The organism is Bradyrhizobium sp. WSM4872 (assembly GCF_055811715.1).
Map to the genome: position 1 here is coordinate 45901 of NZ_JBVVPT010000033.1, position 24874 is coordinate 70774.

The 24874-nt window shown below is 60.8% G+C and carries 22 protein-coding genes; 15 read left to right on the forward strand and 7 right to left on the reverse strand.

All coding sequences use genetic code 11. The features are described 5' to 3' along the window. Positions 1–4: 4 nt before the first annotated feature. Both AC0L3C_RS30830 and AC0L3C_RS30835 read right to left on the reverse strand, forming a co-directional pair. Positions 5–1822: a chloride channel protein gene (locus AC0L3C_RS30830; RefSeq protein WP_473409820.1), complete on the reverse strand. Its 1818-nt coding sequence runs from the start codon at positions 1820–1822 to the stop codon at positions 5–7. Between the two features lie 93 nt (positions 1823–1915). Further along, on the reverse strand, positions 1916–3136 hold the full coding sequence (locus AC0L3C_RS30835; protein ID WP_473409821.1) for an FAD-binding domain: 1221 nt from the start codon (positions 3134–3136) through the stop codon (positions 1916–1918). 231 nt (positions 3137–3367) lie between these two features. On the opposite strand from AC0L3C_RS30835, the gene AC0L3C_RS30840 reads away from it, so the two are divergent. Then, the gene (locus tag AC0L3C_RS30840; RefSeq protein ID WP_473409822.1) at positions 3368–4408 is read left to right on the forward strand and encodes an AI-2E family transporter; all 1041 of its coding nucleotides are present in this window, start codon (positions 3368–3370) and stop codon (positions 4406–4408) included. 864 nt (positions 4409–5272) lie between these two features. Here AC0L3C_RS30840 and AC0L3C_RS30845 read toward each other — a convergent pair. The 4 genes from AC0L3C_RS30845 to fdhD form a co-directional block, all read right to left on the reverse strand. Beyond that, positions 5273–5458, reverse strand: coding sequence for a zinc ribbon-containing protein (locus tag AC0L3C_RS30845; RefSeq protein WP_371449366.1), 186 nt, complete (start codon positions 5456–5458; stop codon positions 5273–5275). 71 nt (positions 5459–5529) lie between these two features. Further along, the gene (locus tag AC0L3C_RS30850) at positions 5530–6252 is read right to left on the reverse strand and encodes a DUF4396 domain-containing protein (protein ID WP_473409823.1); all 723 of its coding nucleotides are present in this window, start codon (positions 6250–6252) and stop codon (positions 5530–5532) included. 123 nt (positions 6253–6375) lie between these two features. Beyond that, the gene (locus AC0L3C_RS30855; RefSeq protein ID WP_473409824.1) at positions 6376–7152 is read right to left on the reverse strand and encodes a Crp/Fnr family transcriptional regulator; all 777 of its coding nucleotides are present in this window, start codon (positions 7150–7152) and stop codon (positions 6376–6378) included. Positions 7153–7421: 269 nt separating this feature from the next. After that, a complete protein-coding gene (fdhD, locus tag AC0L3C_RS30860) occupies positions 7422–8279 on the reverse strand; it encodes a formate dehydrogenase accessory sulfurtransferase FdhD (protein ID WP_473409825.1) in 858 nt (285 codons plus the stop codon). Between the two features lie 316 nt (positions 8280–8595). On the opposite strand from fdhD, the gene AC0L3C_RS30865 reads away from it, so the two are divergent. The 13 genes from AC0L3C_RS30865 to AC0L3C_RS30925 are packed head-to-tail and all read left to right on the forward strand — an operon-like array spanning position 8596 to position 22585. Next, complete coding sequence (locus AC0L3C_RS30865) at positions 8596–10890, forward strand: FdhF/YdeP family oxidoreductase (RefSeq protein WP_473409826.1); 2295 nt, start codon at positions 8596–8598, stop codon at positions 10888–10890. A gap of 26 nt (positions 10891–10916) precedes the next feature. Then, a complete protein-coding gene (locus tag AC0L3C_RS30870; protein ID WP_473409827.1) occupies positions 10917–11570 on the forward strand; it encodes a cytochrome c3 family protein in 654 nt (217 codons plus the stop codon). Continuing rightward, positions 11558–14413 carry a 4Fe-4S dicluster domain-containing protein gene (locus tag AC0L3C_RS30875; RefSeq protein WP_473409828.1) on the forward strand — a complete coding sequence of 952 codons (2856 nt, stop codon included), beginning with the start codon at positions 11558–11560 and terminating at the stop codon, positions 14411–14413. Before AC0L3C_RS30870 ends, AC0L3C_RS30875 begins: the two co-directional genes overlap by 13 nt. Continuing rightward, the gene (gene nrfD / locus AC0L3C_RS30880) at positions 14410–15777 is read left to right on the forward strand and encodes an NrfD/PsrC family molybdoenzyme membrane anchor subunit (protein WP_473280268.1); all 1368 of its coding nucleotides are present in this window, start codon (positions 14410–14412) and stop codon (positions 15775–15777) included. The genes AC0L3C_RS30875 and nrfD overlap by 4 nt, the downstream gene beginning before the upstream one ends. After that, the gene (locus tag AC0L3C_RS30885) at positions 15774–16292 is read left to right on the forward strand and encodes a DUF3341 domain-containing protein (RefSeq protein WP_473280266.1); all 519 of its coding nucleotides are present in this window, start codon (positions 15774–15776) and stop codon (positions 16290–16292) included. The genes nrfD and AC0L3C_RS30885 overlap by 4 nt, the downstream gene beginning before the upstream one ends. Then, entirely contained in the window at positions 16289–16819 is a 531-nt protein-coding gene (locus tag AC0L3C_RS30890) for a c-type cytochrome (RefSeq protein ID WP_473258575.1), read from the forward strand. Before AC0L3C_RS30885 ends, AC0L3C_RS30890 begins: the two co-directional genes overlap by 4 nt. After that, positions 16816–17886 (forward strand): hypothetical protein, encoded by a 1071-nt coding sequence (locus AC0L3C_RS30895; protein WP_473258577.1) that lies wholly within the window; start codon positions 16816–16818, stop codon positions 17884–17886. The genes AC0L3C_RS30890 and AC0L3C_RS30895 overlap by 4 nt, the downstream gene beginning before the upstream one ends. Before the next feature lie 4 nt (positions 17887–17890). Further along, positions 17891–18274, forward strand: coding sequence for a hypothetical protein (locus tag AC0L3C_RS30900; RefSeq protein ID WP_473409829.1), 384 nt, complete (start codon positions 17891–17893; stop codon positions 18272–18274). After that, the gene (locus tag AC0L3C_RS30905) at positions 18271–19044 is read left to right on the forward strand and encodes an SCO family protein (protein ID WP_473409830.1); all 774 of its coding nucleotides are present in this window, start codon (positions 18271–18273) and stop codon (positions 19042–19044) included. The genes AC0L3C_RS30900 and AC0L3C_RS30905 overlap by 4 nt, the downstream gene beginning before the upstream one ends. After that, positions 19041–19982 carry a cytochrome c oxidase subunit II gene (gene coxB / locus AC0L3C_RS30910; protein ID WP_473409831.1) on the forward strand — a complete coding sequence of 314 codons (942 nt, stop codon included), beginning with the start codon at positions 19041–19043 and terminating at the stop codon, positions 19980–19982. The genes AC0L3C_RS30905 and coxB overlap by 4 nt, the downstream gene beginning before the upstream one ends. After that, positions 19975–21648, forward strand: a complete 1674-nt coding sequence (locus AC0L3C_RS30915) for a cytochrome c oxidase subunit I (protein WP_473409832.1) — start codon at positions 19975–19977, stop codon at positions 21646–21648. Before coxB ends, AC0L3C_RS30915 begins: the two co-directional genes overlap by 8 nt. Beyond that, positions 21645–22289: a cytochrome c oxidase subunit 3 family protein gene (locus AC0L3C_RS30920; protein WP_473258598.1), complete on the forward strand. Its 645-nt coding sequence runs from the start codon at positions 21645–21647 to the stop codon at positions 22287–22289. The genes AC0L3C_RS30915 and AC0L3C_RS30920 overlap by 4 nt, the downstream gene beginning before the upstream one ends. Positions 22290–22342: 53 nt before the next feature. Next, positions 22343–22585, forward strand: a complete 243-nt coding sequence (locus tag AC0L3C_RS30925; RefSeq protein WP_473409833.1) for a cytochrome C oxidase subunit IV family protein — start codon at positions 22343–22345, stop codon at positions 22583–22585. Between the two features lie 162 nt (positions 22586–22747). Here the strand turns inward: AC0L3C_RS30925 and AC0L3C_RS30930 are convergent, their stop codons facing one another. Continuing rightward, positions 22748–23461 carry a PRC-barrel domain-containing protein gene (locus tag AC0L3C_RS30930; RefSeq protein ID WP_473409834.1) on the reverse strand — a complete coding sequence of 238 codons (714 nt, stop codon included), beginning with the start codon at positions 23459–23461 and terminating at the stop codon, positions 22748–22750. A gap of 370 nt (positions 23462–23831) precedes the next feature. Between AC0L3C_RS30930 and AC0L3C_RS30935 the strand changes: the two genes are divergently transcribed. Continuing rightward, the gene (locus AC0L3C_RS30935; RefSeq protein ID WP_473409835.1) at positions 23832–24644 is read left to right on the forward strand and encodes a Crp/Fnr family transcriptional regulator; all 813 of its coding nucleotides are present in this window, start codon (positions 23832–23834) and stop codon (positions 24642–24644) included. Positions 24645–24874 lie beyond the last annotated feature (230 nt).

Sequence of the window (24874 nt, forward strand, 5' to 3'; positions counted from 1 at the left end):
CGGTTCAATCCTCATAGCTGTCGATGACTGCATCTGCGATTACGCGTTTGGTCAGGACGCCGACGATATCCTTAACGCGCGGGCGCGAGGCAGAGCGGACAACGATTGCCGCGCCGGCCCGATGGCGCTTCAACCTGGCAAACACCAAGCTCAAAAGGTCCTGATCGCGGCAAATGACCATCCGCCGCTCGACGAATTGCTCGACGATGAGAGATGGATTCGATTGCGACTCCGCCCATAAGCCGGAACGTGGTGGGATCAGCCCGACAATCCGCCCTTCGCGCTCAATCACGATAGGAAGTGCATCGTCGATATCTTCCGCAGCCATGGCCTGTTTTAGTGTCGTTCCTACTCCGGCGACGATAAAGCGCGTTTCCATGATGTCCTGAGCCTGCTTCACCAAGTAGAGGTTGATATGCCGCTCCTTTGGAATGCGGTGACCGCGGTGGCGCAGCTTGACCGTGTAGATCGTCTCGTTGACGAGTGCACGCCTGACGCCTGCCGCCAACGCCACCGCAACGATCACCGGAACGATGATTGCGTAGTCGCGCGTCATTTCGAAGACCATCACGATCGCGGTCATGACGCCGCCCGTACCTGCACCGACCATTGCCGCCATTCCAATGATCGCGGCCGAAGATGGCGTCAGCCCTGAATGAGGCAGGATTGAATTGGTTGCGGCGGCAAAGGCGGCCCCCAGGGTGGCGCCAAGGTAAAGCGATGGCGAGAATATCCCGCCCGACGCCCCACAGCCGAGACTGACCGTCGTTGCCAACAGCTTCAACACAAACAGCAGCACCAGTAACCCCGCCGCCGTCATCTTGTGGTCCAGTATCTCCTGAATGACGGAGTAGCCGACGCCGTCGACGTAGGAGTGGCCAAAGGCATGGGTGAGCACCACCATCATCAGGCCGATTGACGACATGCCGATGATATTTTGAACATACTCGTTGCCAGACAGCTTCGGAAACCCGTCTTCCATGAAGACGAGCAGACGGATAAACGCCCAGGCTGCCGCTCCAGACAACAAGCCGAGCAGGACAAATGCGAGAGCTTCCTGCGCATTGAAGGATGCGACCATGCTGAATTGCATATCCGGAACCGAAAAGGCCGGGTCCGGACCGATCAGGATGCGCCCGATCGTGGTCGCAGCCCCCGTGGCCACGACGACTGGAAGGAATGTCCGGTTTGAAACTTCCGGCAGAAGAATTTCCAGAGCAAACAGCACGCCGCCCAGCGGAGTATTGAAGGTTGCGGCAATGCCCGCGCCCGCGCCCGCGGACAGCAGCGTGATCCTCTGCCGGGTCGAGAGCCCGATGAATTGAGCAAAGGCTGAACCAAGGGCTGAGCCTATCTGAATGATAGGGCCTTCGCGCCCGACAGCGGCGCCGCTTCCGATCGATATTGCGGACGCCAGCGCCTTTATCAAAGCTACCGAACCCCGAATTTTGCCGCGCTTGTAGAATATGGCGTCCATCACTTCGGGTACGCCATGTCCCTTTGCTTCTGGAGCGAACCACCTGACGAGAAAGACGACGATGAGGCCGCCGATCACAGGCGCAAGAAGAACAAAGTCGCCGAAAGGACTAGGGCCCTCACTGACGTTTGCGTCGTAAACGACGCTCAGCCTGCCATTGTAAGACAAGTTGTGCACGAGGCCGATCAGCGCGCGAAAGCCGACGGCGCCAAGTCCGGTCATGACGCCAATCACCAAGGCGAGCGCGCAAAGCACGAGAAGGCCGACCTTCCGCTCTTCAGCAAACGGCTTGATGCTGCTGCCGATCAGGGCTTTTCGCGTGCCATAAGTCAGGACCGAGGGCATTTGACCACTATTGCGCACAGACACCGATATGAACTCTGGTTCCGAAAGGCGGTTCCTGCCAAGAGGCATGGCGACAATCTGCGCCCATCACCGTCATTGGACACCCTTAGTCGCTGCCCGTCCATTCATGGTGCCCTCCCAGCGGTAGTCAGGAAGCTCCAGTTCGTCGGCGATGTCCCGCCCAATTGCGAGCCTCGCCAGCCCCGGTATCGAGAAACTTCTGACCACGACGTTGCGGAAGAGCATTCCCACACGCGTTCTCGGCGCCAGCGCCCCGGCAAAGCGCTCGGCACCCTGCTGTTTCCGGCCTATATAGCTCTTCAGCCGCGCCTCGTATCCGGCAAATGCCTCCAGATATCTTCCGCCGGCCATGGCGAGTTCACCGGCCAAGACATAAGCTGAAATCATCGCCAGCGCCGATCCCTGCCCTGCCAGGAGCGAGACGCAGAAAGCGGCATCACCAACGAGCGCCACCCGACCTCGTGACCAGTTCGGCATCCTGATCTGACTGACGGTGTCGAAATAGAGTTCACCGGCGCGCTCCAGTTCGGCGAGCATCTGATCGCACTCCCAGCCATCTCCGCCATAGATTTCACGAAGGAGCGCCTTTTGCGAGGCCGGCGCTTCCGGCAACACTGAGCGATGCTCGGCAAATACCAAGAGAAACAAGGTGCGATCATCACGCAGCGTGAAGCGGCCTACCATACGGCCCGGCTGACCGTAGATCAGATACACATCCTCGTCGCGCGGACGATAGCCGTGAGCTTCGAAAGCGGCCACGATATACCCCAGACGCCGCTCGAACTGAGCCAGCGGACCAAAGACCAGATTGCGCACCGCTGAATGCAGACCGTCTGCCCCGACGAGAAGGTCGAACCTGCGCCTGCCGCCGTGCTTCAGCTCGACTTCGACGCAATCTGGCTTCTCTTCGACGAGAATGATCTCGTCTCCGAAAATGGCTTCAACGCCGCTGGTCCGTTCGAACAGCATGCGCGAGAGGTCACTGCGCTGAAGAGTAACGTATCGTCCATTCGTCAACTCGGAGAAGACTTCGGTACCGAAGCCGGCCAGTCGACGGCCAGCTTCATCTACGATCCGAAACTCTCGGGCGTAGTAGCCGTGGCGATTGATCTCCGGCATCAATCCCATCCGTTCAGCGATGGTGTAGCCGAGCCCCCAAAAGTCGATGACATAGCCTCCGCTCCGTAGAGCGGAGGCGCGCTCGAGGAGCGTCGGCCGGAAGCCGGCTGCTTTCAACCAATAGGCAAGCGTGGGTCCGGCAATTCCAACCCCGGAGATTAGAACGCTGTTCATGCCATCTCCTTAGAAACGAACGACGATCAGCAACACGATGCCCGAGCTCGCTCTAGTGCTTCGGTGGTCTTCGGATGAGAATTATTCGCTTGCGTACAAGAACATTTGAGGCCGCAACAGAGTATTACATACATCGCGACGCGATCGCCGCGATGATGTTCCGAGTAGTCTCGCCTGCGCAACTTCAATGTCGAGCTTCGGAAGCTGGACTGTTCCGACAAAGGAGACGAATTGGAAGACAAATTGACTGTTCATGTGAGGCATATCGAGCGCACCCTTCGTGTAAGCGCAATCGCTCTATTTCTCGCGCTCTCGGTCTGGCTGCTTCGCGACATACTGTTGCTCTTGTTCAGCGCCGTGGTCATCGCTTGCGTTTTGCGCGGCGCCAGCAACGCGGTCCGTCGGGTAACGCGCCTCGGGCCATACACGTCGTTGATTTCCGTCATTCTCGTGACAGGGCTCGCACTCGGTGCGCTGCTGTGGTGGCGCGGCAGCGCTATTTTCATCCAGGCCGACGAGATCAGCCAGCAACTGAGAACCCAGCTGGCACGGATCTGGAGCGAACTGCAAAACAGCTCGTGGGGTTCGATTTTGGCTCAACAGTTGCAGATCGCCGGCAAGTCTCTGCGCACTGGCCTGACAGGCTACGTCACCGGCGTCGTTGGCTCCGTTCTCGGCATAGGTGGCACTCTCGTCGTGACGGCGGCGACAGCGATATTCCTCGCTACGTCGCCCCAATTGTATCTCGAAGGCTCGCTTCGTTTGCTTCCAATGGCCTGGCGACCTCGCGGCCGAGAAGTTGCCGGAGAGCTCGGTGCTACGCTTAGGCTCTGGTTTCTTGGTCAACTCGTCGACATGCTGATCGTGGGCCTGCTCCTCGGATTGGGCCTTCTCCTCATCGGTTCGCCCCTGCCACTATCACTGGCCCTGCTGGCGGCCCTCCTGAACTTCGTGCCATACATCGGGGCACTTGCAGGCGCAGTGCCGGCGATCCTCGTGGCGCTGGCACAGTCTCCTGTCCTCGCCGCTTGGGTCGCTCTCTTGTTTTTGACGATCCAGCTGTTGGAAGGAAATGCCATCGCACCTTGGATTCAGAAACGAACTGTCTCGCTGCCACCCGCACTGACGATACTTTCCCAAACGATCCTTGGCACTCTCTTCGGTTTGATCGGGCTGATCGTTGCCACGCCCCTGATCGCCGTTCTGCTCGTTGCTGTCCGCATGATCTATGTCGAAGGCTTCCTGGAGCGCGAAAGTAAACAGGCTGCCTAGTTCAGGAATACTACTGAAAAGGTACGGAGGCGATGGAGTTGGTACGGTGTCGTACACTCGTGTGTCTGACCGGAAATTGGCGCGACATAGTGTCCCGAACGCTTGACTCTAGAAACCAAGATTGCAGGCTGATGTTGAGACCGCATTCTGAAATGACAGGAGCCACAGATGCGGAGACTCACACTTGCCCTTTCTCTCACCGGCCTGATCGCGATATCTCCTATCAGCAGTACCCAGGCTGCGCCTCTGACACCGCTCTCGGCAGCCGCGAGCCCGGCGGAGCACACGTCGGCAGTGCAAGATAGTCTCACCCAGGTTCGCTGGCATGGCGGCTGGGGAATTGGCGCCGGCCTGCTGGCAGGAGCCTTGATCGGCTCCGCCATTGCAACTCCGTACTATGAGGAATATCCGCCATACTATGGTTACAGATACCCCTACGGCTATGGTGGGTACTACCCGGCTTACGCCTATACACCTTACTGGGGTGGCTACGGTTGGGGGCCGCGACCATACGCCTGGGGCCCGCGCCCCTGGCGCTATAGCTACGGCTGGTCCGCGCCGAGGCCGTGGGGATATACGGTCCGGCGCGCGCACCCTTGGCGTCATAGCTACGGCTGGGCGCCGCGGCACTATCGGCACCACCATCACGGCGTGATCCGTGCGCACCATCGGTGGTGACGCGTTGCGCGTGTAGCAAAGTGCCCGGCGCATTCAGATGTGCCGGGCGACGATGGGTATTTCGTTGGAGAAGCCGCAACATGGCGGAATTGCTGCAGGACGTCCGTCAGCCGTTCGAAAGACTTCGAGAGGCGATCACGGTGCAAGATTGGCTGTTGACGTCCTGCTTCCGAGTAAAATTTGCACCTACGGCTCGTTCCGCCGGGTGTCGAAGCTTGTGCTTCCACAATGCGGACATTTCGGAATCTTGTGTCCTTTTGTGACGTGAGTGGCCTGATGACATCGCTCACACCTGAAGTCTCCAGTCTCTTGGGCTGTCTCACCTGCATGCGCCGCCATGATACTTCTCCCTGTTGAGCGCGGGCGCCCCATATGGTCCAAGCGTCGCGCGCGGAAAGAGTTGCTAATTGTGTTCGGGGTCGCCAAAGCAACACCCTCTTGGCCTACATGCGTTCTTTCACGCCGGTCTCTACGAGCCACCAATTCACTGGATAGCTCGTGAGAAATCCCGCGATCATCGCAATCTGCATCATGAACCAGAACTCTGGCATCGACGGCTCGAGCCTCACCCCGAACAGATTCCTGAAGATCGCGAACTGCGCGACTGCCATGAAACCGTACATCCCGATTTGCCACGCAGTCAGGGAGAGAGTGTCTGCCTTCACGGCCTGGACGATTCCTGCGCCCGGCGACAAGTCGCGCATCGGTTTGATCGTGAAGTACTGGAATGCAACGCCGAGCACGAAGGCGAACAGGAAATCCACAACCCAGATCGCGAACATCTTCTCTGAAAACAGGCTCTTCCATCCCGCCCAGATCGCAATCACCGGAAACGCGAGCGCAAGGCTCTCGGCGATGATGTCCCCGAGTGTACATCCGGCGCCACAGTGCATGGCACCTTTCGCGACCATGACCGGAAACGGCGTCTCCTTCCTGCTGTCGGAGTGCTTGTTCTGCTCAGTCGCATCCCGGGCCGCAAGCCGGCCGAACCGGTAGTACAGCCAGAACGTCAGTACGGTGCCGAACAGACCGTTCACTGGCCAGACAACATTCATGATCCACATCCGCTGTGGGTGGCGGGTTAGGTCGATCGCGATGATGATTGCGCAAACAAATCCGACAGCCAGACTAGCCAGCGCCAGATCTTTCAGCCAAATCGGAGTCATTGGCTCCTCCGTTTATCGGAGAAGAAACGTTGTGAAGATCGCCTTCGTTCAAATCGGGCTTGTGGTTTCCCACGATCATCGCGGGGCCGAGCTCTGGAGAATTGATTATTTCACATTCAATTCTCAGACACGCAGGCGACGTCCGATTTGCCGATCGTACTCGCGCTGTATCAATCCAGAGCACGAACAGGCGGAATGCTCCAGCTGGGCCCGGTCGACCAGAGTTATCGCTGCTCGGGTGTTGCGGATGATGCCGGCCTGTTCGAAAGTCTCGAGACATTCGCTGACACTGGCTCGACGGATCCCCAGCAATTGAGCCAAAACAGCATGCGTGATCGGCAGTTCTCCAGAGTCCATTGCGCTTGCCGCGACGAGAAGCCAGCGGGCAAGTCGCTGCTTGACGGAATGGAGTGAGTTGCAGGCTCCCACCTGTGACGTTTGAAACAAGACAAGGTTGATGTAGGAGAGGATCACTCCACGGAGGGCCCCAAGATCGTCAAGCGCGGCGAGAAAGGCCGGCGTCGGAATTCGCAGTGCCGTTCCGCCCACCTGAACGACCCGACGGTGCGGCGGCATCGGATCCTCCGGCGCCAAAACGCAGGGGGCGCCGATCATTCCCTCGGAGCCGACCAGCCAAGCCTCGACGAAGCGCCCGGCTTCGACCTTGGCAGAGACCGATACGAGACCACTGCCGAGGAAGTAGACATACTCCATCGGCAAACGCCAATGATGAAGGACTTGACGCGGCTTGAGCTCGACGACGGTCCCGATCGACCGGAGTACTGTCAGCTCCGCTTCTGGGATGCAGCGCAGGAGCTTGTTCCGTGCAGCCAGGGGCTGAACGCGGGCTTCAGGCTCAATCGATCTCGGAACCAGGCCTGTCGCCTGACCGTCCTGCATTGCTGCTGCTCCCCGCAATCTCCGAGGATCGGTCGGAACGGTCCACGGGTCTGCGGAGAGTACGCACTCGGGGCATCGGCGGTTCCTTTTTCAGGACTACTCCTATTCTCCGTTCCATCATCCTGATTTGAGGCCTTCTCCTCGAACCGAGGGGGCTCGGACCGACGCGCTGGAGGGCTTCGGACGTTCCGGCCCAAACAGTTGAGTGATGCGATGTCGGTACGAGACCGAACGAAGGCATACGACGTTCTCTGGGACGGAGCTGGTTCTTAAGGTCTCGCGGAAAGCAATTCAGAGCCGGCCAGCGCGGGGGAATCCAACTCTTCCTCTCCAAAGATCAGTCGGCCAGCGTGGCTAAATATTTCGTAGCCATCATCGCGCGCGACCGCGACGAGCGTTACGCCGGCACGCTCAGCGGTCTCGATCGCCAGCGAAGTCGGTGCGGAGACGGCGATGAGCAACGGCACGCCCATTCGTGCCGTCTTCTGAACCAGTTCGACGGAGACCCGACTGGTCATGAGGACAGCCCCCCGCGACGTTTCGAGGCCGGCTCTGGCCGCCGCACCAGCGAGCTTGTCCAGTGCATTGTGACGTCCGACATCTTCCCTTACCAATCGGATGTCATGGCCGTCCCAGAAGGCCGCAGCGTGCATCGCGCCCGTCGCCTGGTTTTGATGTTGGAGCGGTCGCAAGGAGCGCATCGCCTCCAGAATGTCGAAGGGGCGAAACCCGCCCTCGCTGACGACGCGCGTCGGCCGCGGGCAAGCCTGTTCCAGGCTCTCAATTCCGCACAGGCCGCAGCCGACCGGCCCAACCATCGCCCTCCGCCTGTTGGCGAGGAGATCACCATAGGATTCGTCGAGCCAGATCCGCACTTCGCAACCGAGCTCGAGCTCGACGACTTCGATGCTGATGATGTCCCCGCCATGCTCCACGATGCCCTCGCTCAAGCTGAAGCCTACGCCGAAATCCAGGAGGTCAACGGGAGAGGCCATCATCACCGCGTAAGTCGAGCCGTTGTACGTGAGCGCTATCGGCCGTTCCTCTGCGACCTTGCGTGAGGATGGAATCGGGCTACGCCCGCGCCACACCAGCTCTGGTTTGTCGCGCGTACAACGATCCTGCATATCCCGCTCCGAGGTTGGCTTCTGGCAACCTCAGCCATCGGGCCGCGTTCCCTGGCCATCATCCATTGTCGGGCCCCGCTCCCGCTGTTCAACATCGCGCGATCAAAACCATTCCGCTGGTACGGCACCGCGCACAGATTTCCTGAGCGGAGAATGCGTGTGTCGCCCGTCCGTCGATGGTCTTGCAGGTGCTGGGTTTTTTCACGCGCTTGCCGCTCAAGCCGCCGTCCCGCCGAGAAGCGGCTGCTCAGGAACCCGCGCGGGGAACATACGTTGCCGATGCACAGGCTGGCCGGTTCCCGAAGAGAGCAAGATCATGGCGCGACCCAACGAAGCTGGTGACCACACTCCAGACACGGTTGAATACGACGGCCCAGCTGGCGGATGGGGGTCCCTGAAAGGAATAGCGCGGATCTTCGGCAAGGAGTGGGATTCGCCCGCGGCCTTGAACACCCTTCGCCGGCAGAACAAGCCGAAAGGCTTCATGTGCGTTTCCTGCTCATGGGCCAAACCTGCGGATTATCATGCCTTCGAATTCTGCGAGAACGGCGCCAAGGCAACGCTCTGGGAGCTAACGTCGCGCCGCTGTACGCCGGAGTTCTTTGCCGAGCATACCCTAACCGAGTTGTTGTCATGGAGCGATTATGACCTCGAGCAGCAGGGGCGCCTGACGCATCCGCTGCGTTACGACAGCACTACTGATAAGTACGTTCCCTGCTCCTGGGACGAGGCATTTCATGCTATCGGATCGCAATTGAGGACGCTCGATCCGAAATCGGTCGTGTTCTATTCGTCAGGGCGCGCCAGCCTCGAGACCTCCTACCTGTATGCTCTCTTTGCACGGGTGTACGGCAACAACAATCTGCCGGACAGCTCCAACATGTGTCACGAAACGACCTCAGTCGCTCTCAAGAAGCTGATCGGGGCGGGCGTTGGGACCGTGGTCTTCGACGACCTCAGCAACTGCGATGCGATGTTCTTCTTCGGGCAAAATACCGGGTCGAACAGTCCACGCTTCCTTCATCCCCTACAGGACGCTGCCGAGCGCGGCGTCCAGATCATTACGTTCAACCCCGTCCGCGAAAAGGGTCTCGAAGTCTTCATCAATCCGCAGAATCCGACGGAGATGCTGACGGGCAAGGCCACACAAATCAGCAGCCAGTACCATCAAGTGAAGGTGGGTGGCGACATCGCGGTCATTGTGGGAATCTGCAAGCACGTCTTCGCGGCGGACGACGCGGCCAAGCAGCAGGGCAAACGTGTGGTCGACGCTCCCTTCGTCGAGCAGCACACACATGGTTTCCAAGAGTTCGAAGCCAAGGTCCGGGCGACGTCCTGGGAAGAAATCGAGATCGCATCCGGTCTGAGCCGTTCGGTTATCGAGGGCGCCGCGCAGGTCTACGTCGAGGCGGACCGCGTGATCGGTATCTACGGCATGGGGCTGACCCAGCACGTACACGGCTTCCAAAACGTGGCGATGCTCGTCAACATGCTGCTTCTAAAGGGAAACATCGGGAGAGACGGCACCGGCATCTCGCCCGTGCGTGGACACTCGAATGTCCAGGGTCAGCGCACGGTGGGCATCTCGGAAAAACCCGAACTGGTTCCGCTCGACAAATACGCCAAGCAGTTCGGGTTCGAACCGCCGCGCGAGAAGGGCATGAACACCGTTGAGACATGCGAGGGCGTTCTCGCCGGCAAGGTCAAAGCGTTCGTCGGCCTCGGCGGAAATTTTGTCCGCGCCATTCCGGAGCGATCGAAGATGGAAGCGGCCTGGCGCGGGCTGGAGCTGACGGTCCAGATTGCCACCAAGCTCAACCGCAGCCACCTGGTGCACGGCAAGGCAGCCTATCTGCTGCCGTGCCTTGGTCGAACCGAAGAAGATGTGCAGGCAAGCGGCCAGCAGGCGGTTACCATGGAGGATACGTTCAGCTGCATCCAGGGTTCGATCGGGTTGCGCAAGCCCGCCAGCGGACACTTGAGATCCGAGGTGGCGATCGTCGCAGGTCTGGCCAAGGCAACCCTGCCCCCCAATCCCAAACTGAAATGGGATGAATGGGTCGGCAACTACGAACTCGTTCGTAACGAGATCGCGGAGACCTATCCGGACGAATTCCACGACTTCAATGCGCGGATGTTCACGCCGGGCGGGTTCTATCGTGGCAATTCAGCGCGCGAACGGATTTGGAAGACCGAGAGCGGCAAGGCAGAGTTTACAGCGCCCGAAACCCTCACCTCGACCGGCTTTTCCGATGCACCCGGCCGCTTCCGGCTGCTGACCATGCGCAGCAACGACCAGTTCAATACGACGATTTACGGCTACAGCGATCGGATGCGAGGCATTGAGGGTACACGGGACGTATTGCTGATGAATCCCGACGAAATCTCACGCGCCGGACTTCGGGAGGGCCAAATGGTTTCCCTCGTCAGCGACGCGGAGGACGGCATCCTGCGCGAGGTGGGTCCTCTCAAGGTGACCCCGTTCAAACTGCCGGATGGCTGCGTCGGGGCCTATTATCCGGAAATGAACCCCCTGATCCCGCTGTCGCACCACGACATCCATTCGAAGACGCCGGCCGCTAAATCGGTGCCGGTCCGAATCCGCGCGTGAGCGATGGCGCGGAAGAGGGGCCGTGAATGCAGCTTTTCCACCCCGGCGCGAACACGATTGCGACGGTGATGATCGCGGCAATTGGAGCAGCGCCGGTGCTTGCAGTTGGGTTGTCCTATGAGGTGATGCGATCCCCTTACGTCACCAACCAGAACATCAGCCGGAACCAGCCGGTGCCGTTCAGTCACGAGCATCATGTTTCCGGTCTCGGTCTGGACTGCCGCTACTGCCACGCCTCGGTGGAGAAGGCGCGCTTTGCCGGCATCCCGCCGACTGAGACTTGCATGACCTGCCATTCGCAGATCTGGACCAACGCGCAGATGCTGGCGCCGGTGCGCGAGAGTCTTTCCAAGAACCAGCCGATTGCCTGGGAACGCGTCCACCGGCTTCCCGACTACGTCTATTTCGATCATTCCGTCCACGTCGCCAAAGGCGTCGGATGCACGACCTGTCATGGCGACGTCGGACGGATGCGGCTGATGCGCCAGGCCGCGCCGCTGACGATGCAATGGTGCCTCGATTGCCACCGCTCTCCTGAACGTTTCCTGCGTCCACGCGAAGCGGTTTTCGATCCGAACTGGCAGGCGCCCAAGAATCAGGCCGAGATCGGGGCCAAGCTTGCCGCAGGCTATCACATCAAGACGGGTCATTTGACGGACTGCACGATATGCCACCGCTGAAGGAATTGCCGACGCGGCCAGGTCCTGCCGGACGTAGCAAGCTCAATCGCCGTCAGGCGCTCAGCTTGCTGGCAACCGGCATGGCGGGTGGACTCGCGGCCTGCACCGAGCCGGATGAGCAGATCCTGCCCTATGTCAGGATGCCCGAGCGGATCGTTCCTGGCGAACCGCTGAAATTTGCGACGACGCTCGCATTGGCGGGGATCGGTCGCGGCGTGATCGTGACTTCGATCGACGGCAGGCCGATCAAGGTGGAAGGCAACCCGCGTCATCCGGGCAGCCTGGGTGCCACCGACGTTTTCGCTGAAGCAGCCGTTCTTTCGCTTTACGATCCCGACCGCTCGCGCACGATCCTGCACGATGGCGCGATTGCGCCGCGCGAAGCGTTGAACCGAGCGCTGGTGACCGAACTTTCCGACGCTCACAGCAGCCAGGGTAAAGGCCTGCGCTTGTTGACCGGGCGCACCACCTCCCCGACTCTGCTGCGCCAGATCGATGCTCTGCTTCAGGCGTTCCCGGCCGCATCGTGGCACGCGTACGATCCAACGGACGAGGACAACGCGCGCCAGGGTGCGCAGCTCGCTTATGGCCAGCCTGTGAGCAGCATTGCCGATGTCGCAAAGGCGCGCGTGATCGTTGCGCTCGATGCCGATCCGCTCGGGCATGGCCCCGATCAGATGCGCATTGGCCGCGGTTACGCAACCGGCCGCGGCGACGCGAATGCTTTTTCGCGTCTCTATTGCCTTGAAAGCGCACTCACGCTCACCGGAGCAAAGGCGGACGAACGTCTGGCGCTTCGTCCCGAGGCAATCGAGCGGTTCGCAGCGATCCTCGCGCGGGAGTTCGGCGCGGCGACCGGCGCAACCGAACTTCCGGAGCGCGAGCGCCTGCTTCTTCAGAAGATCACGGCCGACTTGAACTCGCACAAGGGAGAGGCGCTCGTCATTGCGGGCCCGGCAGTGTCCAGGGAAGTCCACGCATTGGTGCATTGGATCAATGCCAAGCTCAATGCGCCCATTCGGCTCATCGACCCCGTTGATCGTACGCCGTCCGGCAAGCAGGCGGGAACGCTCGAACAGCTCGCAGGCGATCTCGACGCCGGCCGCGTGCGTCAGCTCGTCATGATCGGCGTCAATCCCGCCTATGACGCACCAGCCGATTTGCACTTCAAGGCCCGGGCGGAAACGGCGCCTTTCCGCCTGCATATGGGCGAGTACACCGACGAAACCGCGGCTATCGCCAACTGGCATGTCCCGCAGAGACATCGTCTCGAAACGTGGTCGGATCTGCGAGCCAGCGACGGGACGGCCAGCATCGTCCAGCCTCTGATCAAGCCGCTGTACGAGAGCTTCAGCGAGCACGAGCTTCTCGCCTGGCTGAGCGGCGCAGAAGATGCGGGCGCTTACGAATTGGTGCGGCAGACCTGGCCGACCGCGGCCGCTGCGGATTTCGAGGCATGGTGGCAGCGCGTGCTGCACGACGGGATCATTGCAGGAAGCGCCGCCACTGCTGTTTCCCTCCCTGCTCCGCTCCTGCCGCCACTCGCGGATCCCGAACCTCACGACAAGCGCGACGACGAGATCAGCCTGGTTCTGCGCCCTGATCCTTGCCTCTGGGATGGCTCATACGCCAACAACGCTTGGCTCCAGGAGTGTCCGAAACCGCTAAGCAAGCAGGTCTGGGGCAATGCGCTCGCGCTGCATCCAGATCAGGCAACCCGCCTCGGTCTCGCATCCGGGGACGTCGTCACGGTCGCCGCGAACGGCCGATCGATCGAGGTGCCCGTGCTGACTGAACCCGGGACGGCCATGGGCGTCGGCGCGCTCACGCTCGGTGGGGGGCGGCAAAAGGCCGGCGCGATCGGCAACGGCGTCGGCGCCAGTGCCTACACGATCCGGACCTCCGACAACAGTTGGCGCCTACCGCAAGTTGCGATCAAGCGGATAGGACGCCGGGAGCCGATTCTCACAACGCAAAACGTCGTTCGCACGCCAGAGGACGTCCGCGAGCTCTATCCACAACACCGGCTCGGGCAATCCCTGACGTCGGCGGCCATCCCCGATCCTCCAAGCCTAATGCCACCGGCGGTGAAGTCTGGCGACGGGCATGCATGGGCGATGGTGATCGATACATCGGTTTGCATCGGTTGCAATGCCTGCGTGCTCTCTTGCCAGGCCGAGAACAACATTCCCGTGGTGGGGCCGGAGCAGGTGGCCATGGGACGCGACATGCACTGGATGCGCGTCGATGCCTATGATCATGGCGCGCCGGCCAGCCCGCAACTCGGCTTTCAGCCCGTGCCGTGCATGCATTGCGAGCACGCCCCTTGCGAACCTGTCTGCCCTGTCGCTGCATCCGTCCATGACAGCGAAGGCCTGAACGCGCAGGTCTACAATCGCTGTATCGGAACCCGCTTCTGCGAAGCGAACTGCCCGTACAAGGTGCGGCGCTTCAACTTCTTCGGCTACGCGGACGGCGAGGAGTACGGCAACCTCGGGGCGGAATCCTATCGCGGGCAGAAGAACCCTGAGGTGACCGTTCGCGCCCGCGGCGTCATGGAGAAGTGCACCTATTGTGTGCAAAGGATCAGCGGAGCCAGGCGCACCGCGGAACGTGAAAACCGTCCGCTCGATCCCGACGAAGTCCGAACGGCTTGCCAGAATGCCTGTCCGACCCGCGCCATCAGCTTTGGAGATCTGAACCAGGCGGACGCTGAGATCAACCGCAGGAAGTCCGATGCGCGCCATTACGCCCTGCTTGGCCATCTCGGCACGCGTCCCCGCACCACTTATCTATCCGACGTCCGCAACCCGGCCCGGTCAGATTCGGAGCGGCGGACATGAGCGAGGTCCTCGCTGCAGAGCCCCCACCGGCGCATCGTTGGATTGCGTCCGAACGCGCCGATGATCTCGCGATGACGCAAGCCGTTGCGGATCCGCTCTTCACTGGATTCGGCAGACGATGGTGGGGCGCAATTTTGATAACCTTGCCTTTCGTGCTCTGGCTGTTCGGAGCGATCGCCTGGCTGTTCTATCGCGGCATCGGCATATGGGGCATCAACTCTACTATCGTCTGGGGAGTCGCGATCGCCAACTACGTCTGGTGGATTGGCATCGGCAACGCCGGCACGCTGATTTCGGCAATGCTGCTGCTGACGCGGCAGAAATGGCGCGCCTCGATCAACCGCTTCGCGGAAGCGATGACGCTGTTTGCGGTCGCGATCGCCGGGCTGATGCCGATCATCCACCTCGGACGACCGATCTATGCCTATTGGCTCGCCCCATATCCGAACACCATGGCGCTCTGGCCGCAATGGCGCAGCGCCCTCGTATGGGACTTCTGGGCCATCATCAGCTACCTGCTGTTCTCCCTTCTGTTTTGGTACGTCAGCCTGATCCCCGACCTCGCGACCATGCGCGACCGCACGCCCCATCGCGCGGGGCAGCTCCTCTATGGCGCATTCGCGTTGGGTTGGCGCGGCTCGGCCCGCGAATGGTCTCGCCTGCGGACGTTGCATACGACGATGGCTGCCTTGGGTGTCCCGTTGGTCTGCTCCGTCCACTCGATCGTCGGCCTCGATTTCGCGGCCAGCCTGATGCCTGGATGGCAGGAAAGCATTTTCCCTCCTTATTTCGTCGTGGGCGCGATGTATTCGGGTTTTGCCATGGTCGTGGTGCTGGCGGCGGCGATCCGATGGGGTCTCAGCCTTCACGCGATCATCACGTCTCGCCATTTCGACGTGATGGCCCGCATCCTGCTGATGGCCTCCATCGTCATGTTCTATTCCTACGCGACGGAGTGGTTCATGGGCTGGTACGGCGGTGAACATGCCGAGCGTGAGGTGGTGCGCTTCGAATTCACTGGAAACTACGCGCCACTGTACTGGGCCTTGCTGGCCTGCAATTGCCTCATCCCGCAATTGCTATGGTTGCCCTTCGCGCGACGGTCGCTCTTCATTCTGATTCCTGTTGCTATCGTGATCAACATAGGCATGTGGCTCGAGCGCATTCTCATCGTCTGGAACACGCTTTCACACGGCTATATGCCCGCGCTCTGGCGCAGTTTCCACTTTACCTTCTGGGATTGGAGTTTCCTGATCGCGCCGCTCGGGCTTTTCGCCTTTCTGTTCTTGATCTTCATGAGGCTGATACCGAGCGTATCGATGTTCGACATGCGCGAACTCGCTCACGAGGAGGCCACCGCATGACAGCGAAGCTTGTGGCAGAGTTCCTCGACAGCGAAACGTTACGAGCGGCCTTGGAGCCCATAAGAAGCACCGGACATACCGCGCTTGACGCCTTCACACCCTATCCGATCGAGGGTCTGGCCGACGAACTCGGGCAACGACGCTCGCGAATGCGAGTGGTCATGCTGGCCGGTGGGCTCGCAACGGCCGCATTCGCGTTCGGTCTGCAATGGTACAGTGCGGTGATCGACTATCCCATCAACAGCGGCGGCCGACCGCTGAACTCCTGGCAGGTGTTCCTGCTGGTCCCCTTCGAGGTGGGCATCTTCGCTGCCGCAATGGCGGGAGTGATCGGCTTCCTTCGGTCGTGCCGTCTGCCCCGACTGCATGATGCGTTGTTCGAGATCCCGGGTTTCGAACGGGCAACGCAGGATCGCTATTTTCTATTGGCCGCTTCCGACACGGACCCAGCGAGTTTGCGGAAGGTCCTCACACAATCCGGCGCAGTAACGGTGACGGAGCTGCACGCGCGATGACGCTCCGCTCGCTCTCATCTCTGCTGTTCCTGTCGCTCGCACTCGCCGGCTGCGGCGATCATTCCATGTCCCAGCAAAATCGTTACAGTACGTTTTCCAAGGCCGGACTGTACCGAGACGGCACGGAAGCACAGCCGCTGCCGCAAGGAACGGTCGCGCAGGGTGATCTCGAACGTTCACGGCAGATCACCACGCCGCCTGCGGTCGACATGGCTCTGCTGTCCCGGGGCCGGGCGCGTTACGACATCTACTGTTCCCCGTGTCACGGGCTCTCCGGCCAGGGCGACGGCATGATCGTTCAGCGTGGGTTTCCTGCTCCACCCTCCTACCATTCCGCCCGGCTTCGCGCGGCCGATGCCCAGCATTTCTTCGACGTGATCAGCAACGGCTATGGCACGATGTATTCTTATGCCGCCCGCGTCGAGCCGCGCGACCGCTGGGCCATCGTCGCCTATATCCGCGCGCTCCAGCAGTCGCAGCGAACCGACATGGCCGACGTGCCCGAGTTGAGGAGCAAGCTGCCGTGATCGTTGCGCTTCGTCGCCAGACGCTGAGTGCTTTCGCCTCGCCGCATGCGGCGGCGGGTCTCGCGCTGGTGTCGCTCACGGCTGCCCTGGTGCTCGCGGCTGGACGCCTCGGTCCTCATCCGAGCCTGTTGCAGGGCTGGCTGCTTGCATTTGCAATATGGAGTTGCGCTCCAATCGGCAGCATGACCTTGCTGCTCATCCATCGGCTGACGGGCGGTCGTTGGGGATTCGTAGCGGGAGCGGTATTGCGTCCCCTCGCCGCCTTGATGCCTCTTGTCGCCATCGCCTTTGTCCCCGTTCTCGCCGGACTGACTTACATCTATCCCTGGGCCGCGGATCCCATTCATATCAACCCTGACGTGGCGCGCTGGTACCTCGGCCAGCCCTGGTTTGTTCTGCGTGCCGTGATCGCACTGCTCGGATGGTCAGTGCTCGGAGTGACTTTCGGTCTCGGACTCGGTGGGCGGCTATTGGCCGCGCTCGGACTTGCGTTCTTTGGCTTCACCATCAGCATGGTTGCGGTCGATTGGTTCGTGTCGCTCGAACCGCATTACGTATCCACCGCCTTCGCCTCGATGATTGCAATACAGCAGCTGCTCTCCGCGCTCGCCGTTGTCGCCGTGCTTGCAACGACCGCTTTCGAGGGTAAAGCGCTGAGCGATATCGGCAGCCTTCTGATCGCGACAGTACTGGGCGTCGTCTACCTCGAATACATGACATATATTGTCGTTTGGTACGGCGATCTACCTCACAAGGCCGAGTGGTTCCTCAGGCGCAGCTCAGATGCCTGGGTCAGCATTCTGCTCGTGACATTCGTCGCCGGAGCCGTTCTTCCATTCGCGATGTTGCTGTTCGAGGGCGTGCGCCGCAGCCGTGCAGGCTTGCGCATCGTCGGTCTGTTGCTGCTCTTCGGAAGCGTGATGCACTTCGCCTGGCTGCTGGTGCCGGCATTTTCCGCGAAGGCTCCTGTTGCTCTCGCGGCTCTGGGTGCCCTCCTCGCCTTGACGGTTGCTTCTGTCCTCTTTGGGCAGGGCATCGGATCCGCAGAGGTGCGCCATGCCGAATGAGGAGATGGGCAGCCGCGCGCTGCCGCAACCGGCCGGCATTCACAACCGTGCCGTTCTCCTGGTCGTCGGGGGCTTCCTGCTCTTCGTGGGGGCCTCGATTGCGGGAATGCTACTTTTCCTGAAGACGCAAGCGCCGAACACATTCAACCCGCGCGCAGAGCGCCGGTTTCCCTCACCCGAGCTCCAGACCTCTCCGGAAGCCGACCTGACCCGGTTCGAGGCCGCGCAGCGTGCCAGGCTCACCGGTTATGCCTGGGTCGATCGCGACCACAACATTGCCAGAATCCCGATCGACGAGGCGATGCAACTCGTCGCCGGTCGGGGCCATCAAGCTTATGACGCCCTCCAACCTGCGCCTCCGTCGAGTGCAAGTGGAGGCAATCAATGAGGCGGCCCATCTTTATCTTGGCGCTTGCGCTCTGGCCGGGGCTCGCGCATGCCGGTTTGACCGAGCAGCAGATCGGGCGCGTCGGCTTCGATCCTCCTCAGGGCGCCCGCATTCCCCTATCCCTGCAGTTCAGGGCCGTCGGCGGTGACACCGTCAGCCTTCGCGATGCGATCGACGGACATCCGACCCTGCTCCTTCCAGCGGACTTCACCTGCAAGCAGATTTGCGGGCCGGCGCTGACGATCGCAAGCTCGGCGCTGCAGCAGACCGGGCTTGTGGCAGGACGCGACTACAGCCTCGTCGTTGTCGGCATCGATCCGGGCGACACCATTGATGACGCCCGCCGCTTTACCCAGGGGCAGATCGGGGGCGCGGGAATATCGGTCCTGGCAGGATCGCAGGAGACCGTTGCCGCGCTGCTCGGTGCAATCGGCTATCATACCGAAATCGACGACAACCATGACGCGATTGCGCATCCGGCAGCCTTCGTCACGCTCGCTCCGGACGGACGAGTCGTCCGCGGCCTGTCCAGCCTCGCGCTGCAGCCCGATGATCTTCGCCTCGCTCTGGTCGAAGCCGGTGGCGGTCGGATCGGCGGACTTTCCGGCCGCATCGCGTTGCTCTGCTATGGCTTTGACGCGGTGCACGGCATCTACGCCCGCAGGATCACCGTCGTTCTGCAGATTGTCGGGGCCTCGACGGTCGTCGTCATGGCCAGCCTGATCGGCCTGATGCTGGTTCGCAGCAGGCGTCGGGGAGCCTCGGCATGAATTCGCCATTCAGGCTGCCGGAAGCGAGCACGCACGCCGTCACGGTTGATCACATCTTCTATCTTCTGCTCTTCCTTTCCGGGGCGACCGTGGTCCTCGTCTTCGGACTCATCCTGCTGTTTGCCATCCGATATCGGCGCGGATCTCCCGCCAAGCGCGGCCCAATGCCCGAGATTCTCAGCCGCGAGTTCGAAATCGGTTGGACGGTCGCGACGTTGCTGACCTTTGCGTTCCTGTTCTGGTGGGCATCTTCTGCTGACCTCAGCAGCCTTGCCGCGCCCATGGGCGCACTTGAAATCCACGTCGTCGCCAAACAGTGGATGTGGAAGACGCAGCATTCAAACGGCGCGCGTGAGATCAATGCCCTTCACGTGCCGGTGGATAAGCCCGTCCATCTCCTGATGAGCTCGCAGGACGTGATCCATTCCTTCTTCGTTCCCGCGTTTCGGGTCAAGAAGGACGTGCTGCCCGGACGGGACACCGATCTCTGGTTCCAGGCCAGCAAAGCCGGCACCTTTCCCCTGCTCTGCGCTGAATATTGCGGCACCAACCATTCCATGATGCGCGGAAAGATCGTGGTCATGCGGCAGGATGACTATGCCAAATGGCTGGTGCAGCAGCCGGAGGGCGACGACCTTGCTCATGAGGGCGCCAGGCTGTTCGTATCGCGGGGATGCTCGGGCTGCCATGCCGGCTCCTCGAACGTCCACGCGCCGCGCCTGGCGGGTCTTTACGGCCGCGCCGTGCAGCTGGCGGATGGACGCACCGTTTCCGCGGACGATGCCTACATCCGCGATTCGATCCTGCAGCCGAAACGCGACGTCGTGGCCGGGTTCGAGCCGATCATGCCGAGCTTCAAAGGGCTGCTCGACGACGGAGAGATCCAGAGCCTGACCGCCTATATCCGCTCGCTCAGCGAGGAGCAGAAAAATGACTGACGCCCTGCTCGCCGGAGAGCTGCCGCTGCCGCCGCGCCCCGACTATCTGCGCCACGGGTCGACGATCTCGTCCTGGCTTGCCACGACCGACCACAAGCGCATTGCAATCCTCTACGCGATCACCATCACGTTCTTCTTTTTTCTGGGAGGCGCCGCAATCACCGCTGTTCGGCTTGAGCTGTTCCAGCCGAACGGATGGCTGTTGACATCGGACACTTACAACAAGCTGTTCTCGTTCCACGGGATCATCATGGTCTGGTTCTTCCTGGTGCCGTCGATCCCGAATACGTTCGGCAATTTCCTGCTGCCGCTGATGATCGGCGCGCCCGATGTCGCGTTTCCGCGCCTCAACCTCTTCAGCTGGTATTTGACCCTCGCTGCCGGCGCTTTCACCGTTTATGCCCTCGTCGCCGGAGGCGTCGACACCGGCTGGACGTTCTATACGCCTTATTCGTCGATGTTCTCGAACAGCCACGTCTTCGCGGCGGCCGCGGGCGTGTTCGTTGTCGGCTTTGCCAGCATCGCCACGGGAGTGAACTTCATCGCGACCACCCACATGCTTCGTGCTCCCGGCATGACCTGGTTCCGGCTACCGCTGTTCGTCTGGGCGATCTACGCGACGTCGCTGATCATGGTGCTTGCCACCCCAGTGCTCGCCATCTCGCTCCTGCTCGTGATCGCGGAGCGCGTGCTGGGCTTGCCGATCTTCGATCCGGCTCGCGGCGGCGATCCGATCCTGTTCCAGCACCTGTTCTGGTTCTACTCGCACCCGGCGGTTTACATCATGGTCCTGCCGGCGATGGGCGTCGTGTCCGAAATAATCCCATGCTTCGCGAGGCGGCGGATTTTCGGATACGACTTCATGGTCTACGCCATGCTTGCGATTGCGGGCGTCGGGTTCTTCGTCTGGGGCCACCACATGTTTGTCTCCGGACAGTCGGCCCTGGCCAGCCTCGTGTTCTCCTTCCTGTCCTTCATCATCGCCGTGCCGTCGGCAATCAAAGTTTTCAACTGGACCGCTTCGCTGTATCGCGGTCAGATCAGCTTCGAATCGCCGATGCTTTATGCGCTTGGCTTCGTTGGTCTGTTTACGACCGGCGGGCTCTCCGGGCTGTTCCTCGCCTCGATCCCGGTGGACATTCATGTCACCGACACCTACTTCGTCGTCGCGCACTTCCACTACATCATGGTGGGCGGATCGGTGTCCGCATTCTTTGCCGGGCTCCACTTCTGGTGGCCCAAGGTCACGGGCAAGCTCTATCCGGAGAGCTGGGCAAAGTTCGCGGCCATCCTGATGTATGCCGGCTTCAATATGACGTTCCTGCCGCAATTCTTCGCAGGCTATCTCGGTATGCCACGCCGCTATCATACCTATCCGGCGGAGTTTCAAATCTACAATGTCATGTCGTCTGCGGGAGCAGCGGTCCTCGCCATCGCCTACTTGTTGCCTCTGGGATATCTCACTTGGTCCCTGTTCTACGGCGGAAAGGCCGCGAAGAACCCTTGGGGCGCGACAGGCCTGGAGTGGACCACGGGTTCTCCGCCTCCCCCCAAGAATTTTGACAGGCAGCCCCGCGTAGATCGCGGGCCGTATGACTACCACGCCGAAGGCATGTCGGCTGGAACCGATCCCCCCGAAATGCAAAATGCAAGAGAAACGCGATGAGCGACGAAAGCGCACTGCTGAGAGAACCCTGGTCGGATTTCGGCCGGCAGCGCGAGGCAGGCAAGTTCGGAATCTGGGTTTTCCTCGCCAGCGAAACGTTGTTCTTTGGGGCGCTGATGCTGACTTATACGGTTTGTCGAATCGAGCATCCACAGGCGTTCGCCGCAGCCGGGAGGGAGACAAATATCTGGTACGGCACGATTAACACCGCCGTGTTGTTGACCAGCAGCCTCACCATGGCGATAGCTTCGCAAGCATCCGAAGCGTCTGCACAACTGCGACGGCTCGTCCTCGCGTGCCTCATGCTCACCGCGATGCTCGGCCTCGCGTTCATCGTCATCAAGGGCTTCGAGTACAAGGAAGACATTGACAAGCAGCTGGTGCCGGGAGCCGGGTTTGCATTGTCTCAGCCCGGAGCGCAGCTGTTTTACGGATTTTATTGGCTGGTCACGGGCGTCCACGCGATCCACCTTTCCATCGGGATTGCTCTCGTGAGCCGCTTGTTCTGGGTGCTGCTCCGGCGCCAACTTCCCGCGAAAGACAATCCCGAAATCGAGGTCACGGCCCTCTACTGGCATCTGGTCGATATCGTGTGGATCTTCCTCTATCCGCTGATCTATTTGCCGGGGCGCGCATCATGAGCAGGCAGGGCGAGCCAGGTGGTGTTGTGCGCCGCCTATGGGCGAGGAACCTCTTGATCTGGGCAGCGCTCCTCGCACTCCTCGTGCTCAGCCTCGTCGCCGCCTATGTTCCCATGGGCCGAATGACGACAGCCAGCGGCATCATCATTGCGGGGGTGAAATCGACCCTCGTCGTCTTGCTCTTCATGGAGCTCGCCTCAGCGAAGCCGCTGGTCCGGATCGCGGCGATCTCGGGGCTTGTTTTCGCGATCGCGATGTTCGCATTGACCTTCGCTGATGTTCTCGCACGCATCTAACGCACGGAGCAAAGCTCTCTGATGCAGCCACCTTCGAACGCAAGCTTCGGAGAGGAGAACTTTCGCTGCGCTCAAAGGCGTGACTGCACCAGTTCGCTCGTGAAGCCGCGCGCCTCTCTCATGAGGCACACCGCCGCGGACCATTAGGCGGACGTTGGTTGTTCACGAGTTCTGAAACTCCTTCATATCGAGCCGCAGCCCGGCTTTGTTTGCTTGCTCCGGTGTGACGTAAGGTAGGCCATAATAGCTTAGCTTCGGGCTCCACCGCCCCGTTTGGCCCGGGTACGGAAAGGCATACGTCCCTCCGCCAGCGGATGCCTCGCGGGATATCACAACGGCCGCGAGCTTTCCCCCGCTGTCGAAAACGAGATCGGAGACATAGCCATAGCCTTGGCCTGCCTGCAGCCGCGCATAGTCTCCGATGACTTTGGAGACCGAGAATTCGTGCGGCTCTGCTTGCGCCTGATCAGGGTCAACAAAGAGGCCGTATTCTCGCGACCTCAAATCGGAAAAGTCGGCCACGATAGCTCCTTCATGAAGGGGACGCAGCACCCGGTTGAAGGGAATTCGGGAGATGAACTCCGGCTCATCCTTCGTTCTGAAGCCTTCGACGAGCAAGGCATCAATCTGCCCGTCGTCTGCCAAAGTCACGTTCCGGACGGCTCCCAAATACTCACCTTTCAACGAGAACACAGCGCTCCCAAGCAGTCGCGACGCACGGTATCCATTATAGACCGTGTTGACGAACTGCTGTGACTGCGCCGACTGTTCCGTCGTAGCCTGCGTCGCCGCCTCTGCCCATGCGGGGCCCAACAGAACGGAGGTCGAGATTGTACCTACGACAAATGCAAGGGTGATCCTGCTCTTCAGGCCCATTCAATGCTCCTGCGATCCTTCGTGCCAACGTCATGATTGATCGTATAATCGTTTCCGATGGGCGAAGTTCTGGCCGCCCGTCAAGCGAACGGTCCGCTGCCGTGCCAAGAAAGCAGTGCAGCGACCAATCGGGTACCCGGCCCTGCCTTGGGAAACGCACCGCAGATCCACGCCTGCAAATTCAGGCAAGGCTAATACATGCCTCGACCGACGTACTTCGGTCATTGCTCGCGCACCAGAGGCAAGCTTACGATCCCGGCTTGAGGCCCAAGTCAGGTTTCTCCTGACGGCTCTTCACCTTCAGCCCGACTGTGAGGAGACCGGCGCACGCCCCACATCTTGGTGGATAGCCGTTCCAAGGAGACGGGAAATGTTGAGCAACGAACTCGAAAACATCCTGCCAACGCACGGTCCGGCGCCATCTCTCGCGCCGTCACGAGAGCGCGATCAAGCGCCGCACGCGAACCACGTCACGAACGATCTGGTGCGCCGCCTTCCACACTCATCACGCAGCCGGCTAGTCGAACTCTGCGACGAAGTAACGCTGCGACCGAGACAAATGCTGCAGGAACGCAATGTGCTGTTGCAAAATGCATATTTTCTTGAAAATGGCGCGGCCTCGCTGACGGCCAAAGCCGGAGACTGCCTCCCGGTCGAGATACAGACTGTCGGAGCAAAGGATTTCATCGGCATTCCCCTGATCCTTGGCATGCGCGTTTCCCCTCACCGTTGCGTGGTTCAGGTTCCCGGTAGAGCCTTGCGCATCGAGGCAGATGCTTTGATTGAGCTGGTGAAGGGCGATGTCGAGATCCAGAAGCTGTTGCTGCAGTACGTGCAGGCCACCCTGATCCAAAGCTCGCAGCTCGCTGCATGCAACTCGCGTCACAGCTTGCAGCAACGACTGGCTCGGTGGCTTCTCGTTGCAGAGGATAAATTGTTCTCGCGCGAAATCCCGCTCACGCATCGATGCATTGCACAGGCCCTTGGAGTTCGGCGCGCAGGTATCACGTCGACAATGGGCGAAATGGAAGCGCGAGGCATCATCAAGCAAGGCCGCGCTCAAGTCGAGATTCTGGATCAATCGCAACTCGAGCAATTGTCCTGCAACTGCTCTCGCGTGATTTTATCTGCACATGAGAACTCTCTCAATGCAGCCAATGCTCGACAAGCAAGCAACTCATGATCGATGGCGCGACGAAATGAGGGCGTCGCAATGCGTTTGCCTTGTCCGGTTGCGTACCGAGTTCAGGCCGGCGCAGCGAACGCAGCGTGTCTTACCTCGTTAGTCGTCGCAAGCTGCCCGGGAATCGGATGCGAAGAGCTTTGTGGGTGCAGAAGCCACGCTTTCCTCGGCGGCGGAATGGCCCGATCTGCCCCGCTAAAATCGAAGAGCTTTGCGGGATAGCCAGGAGC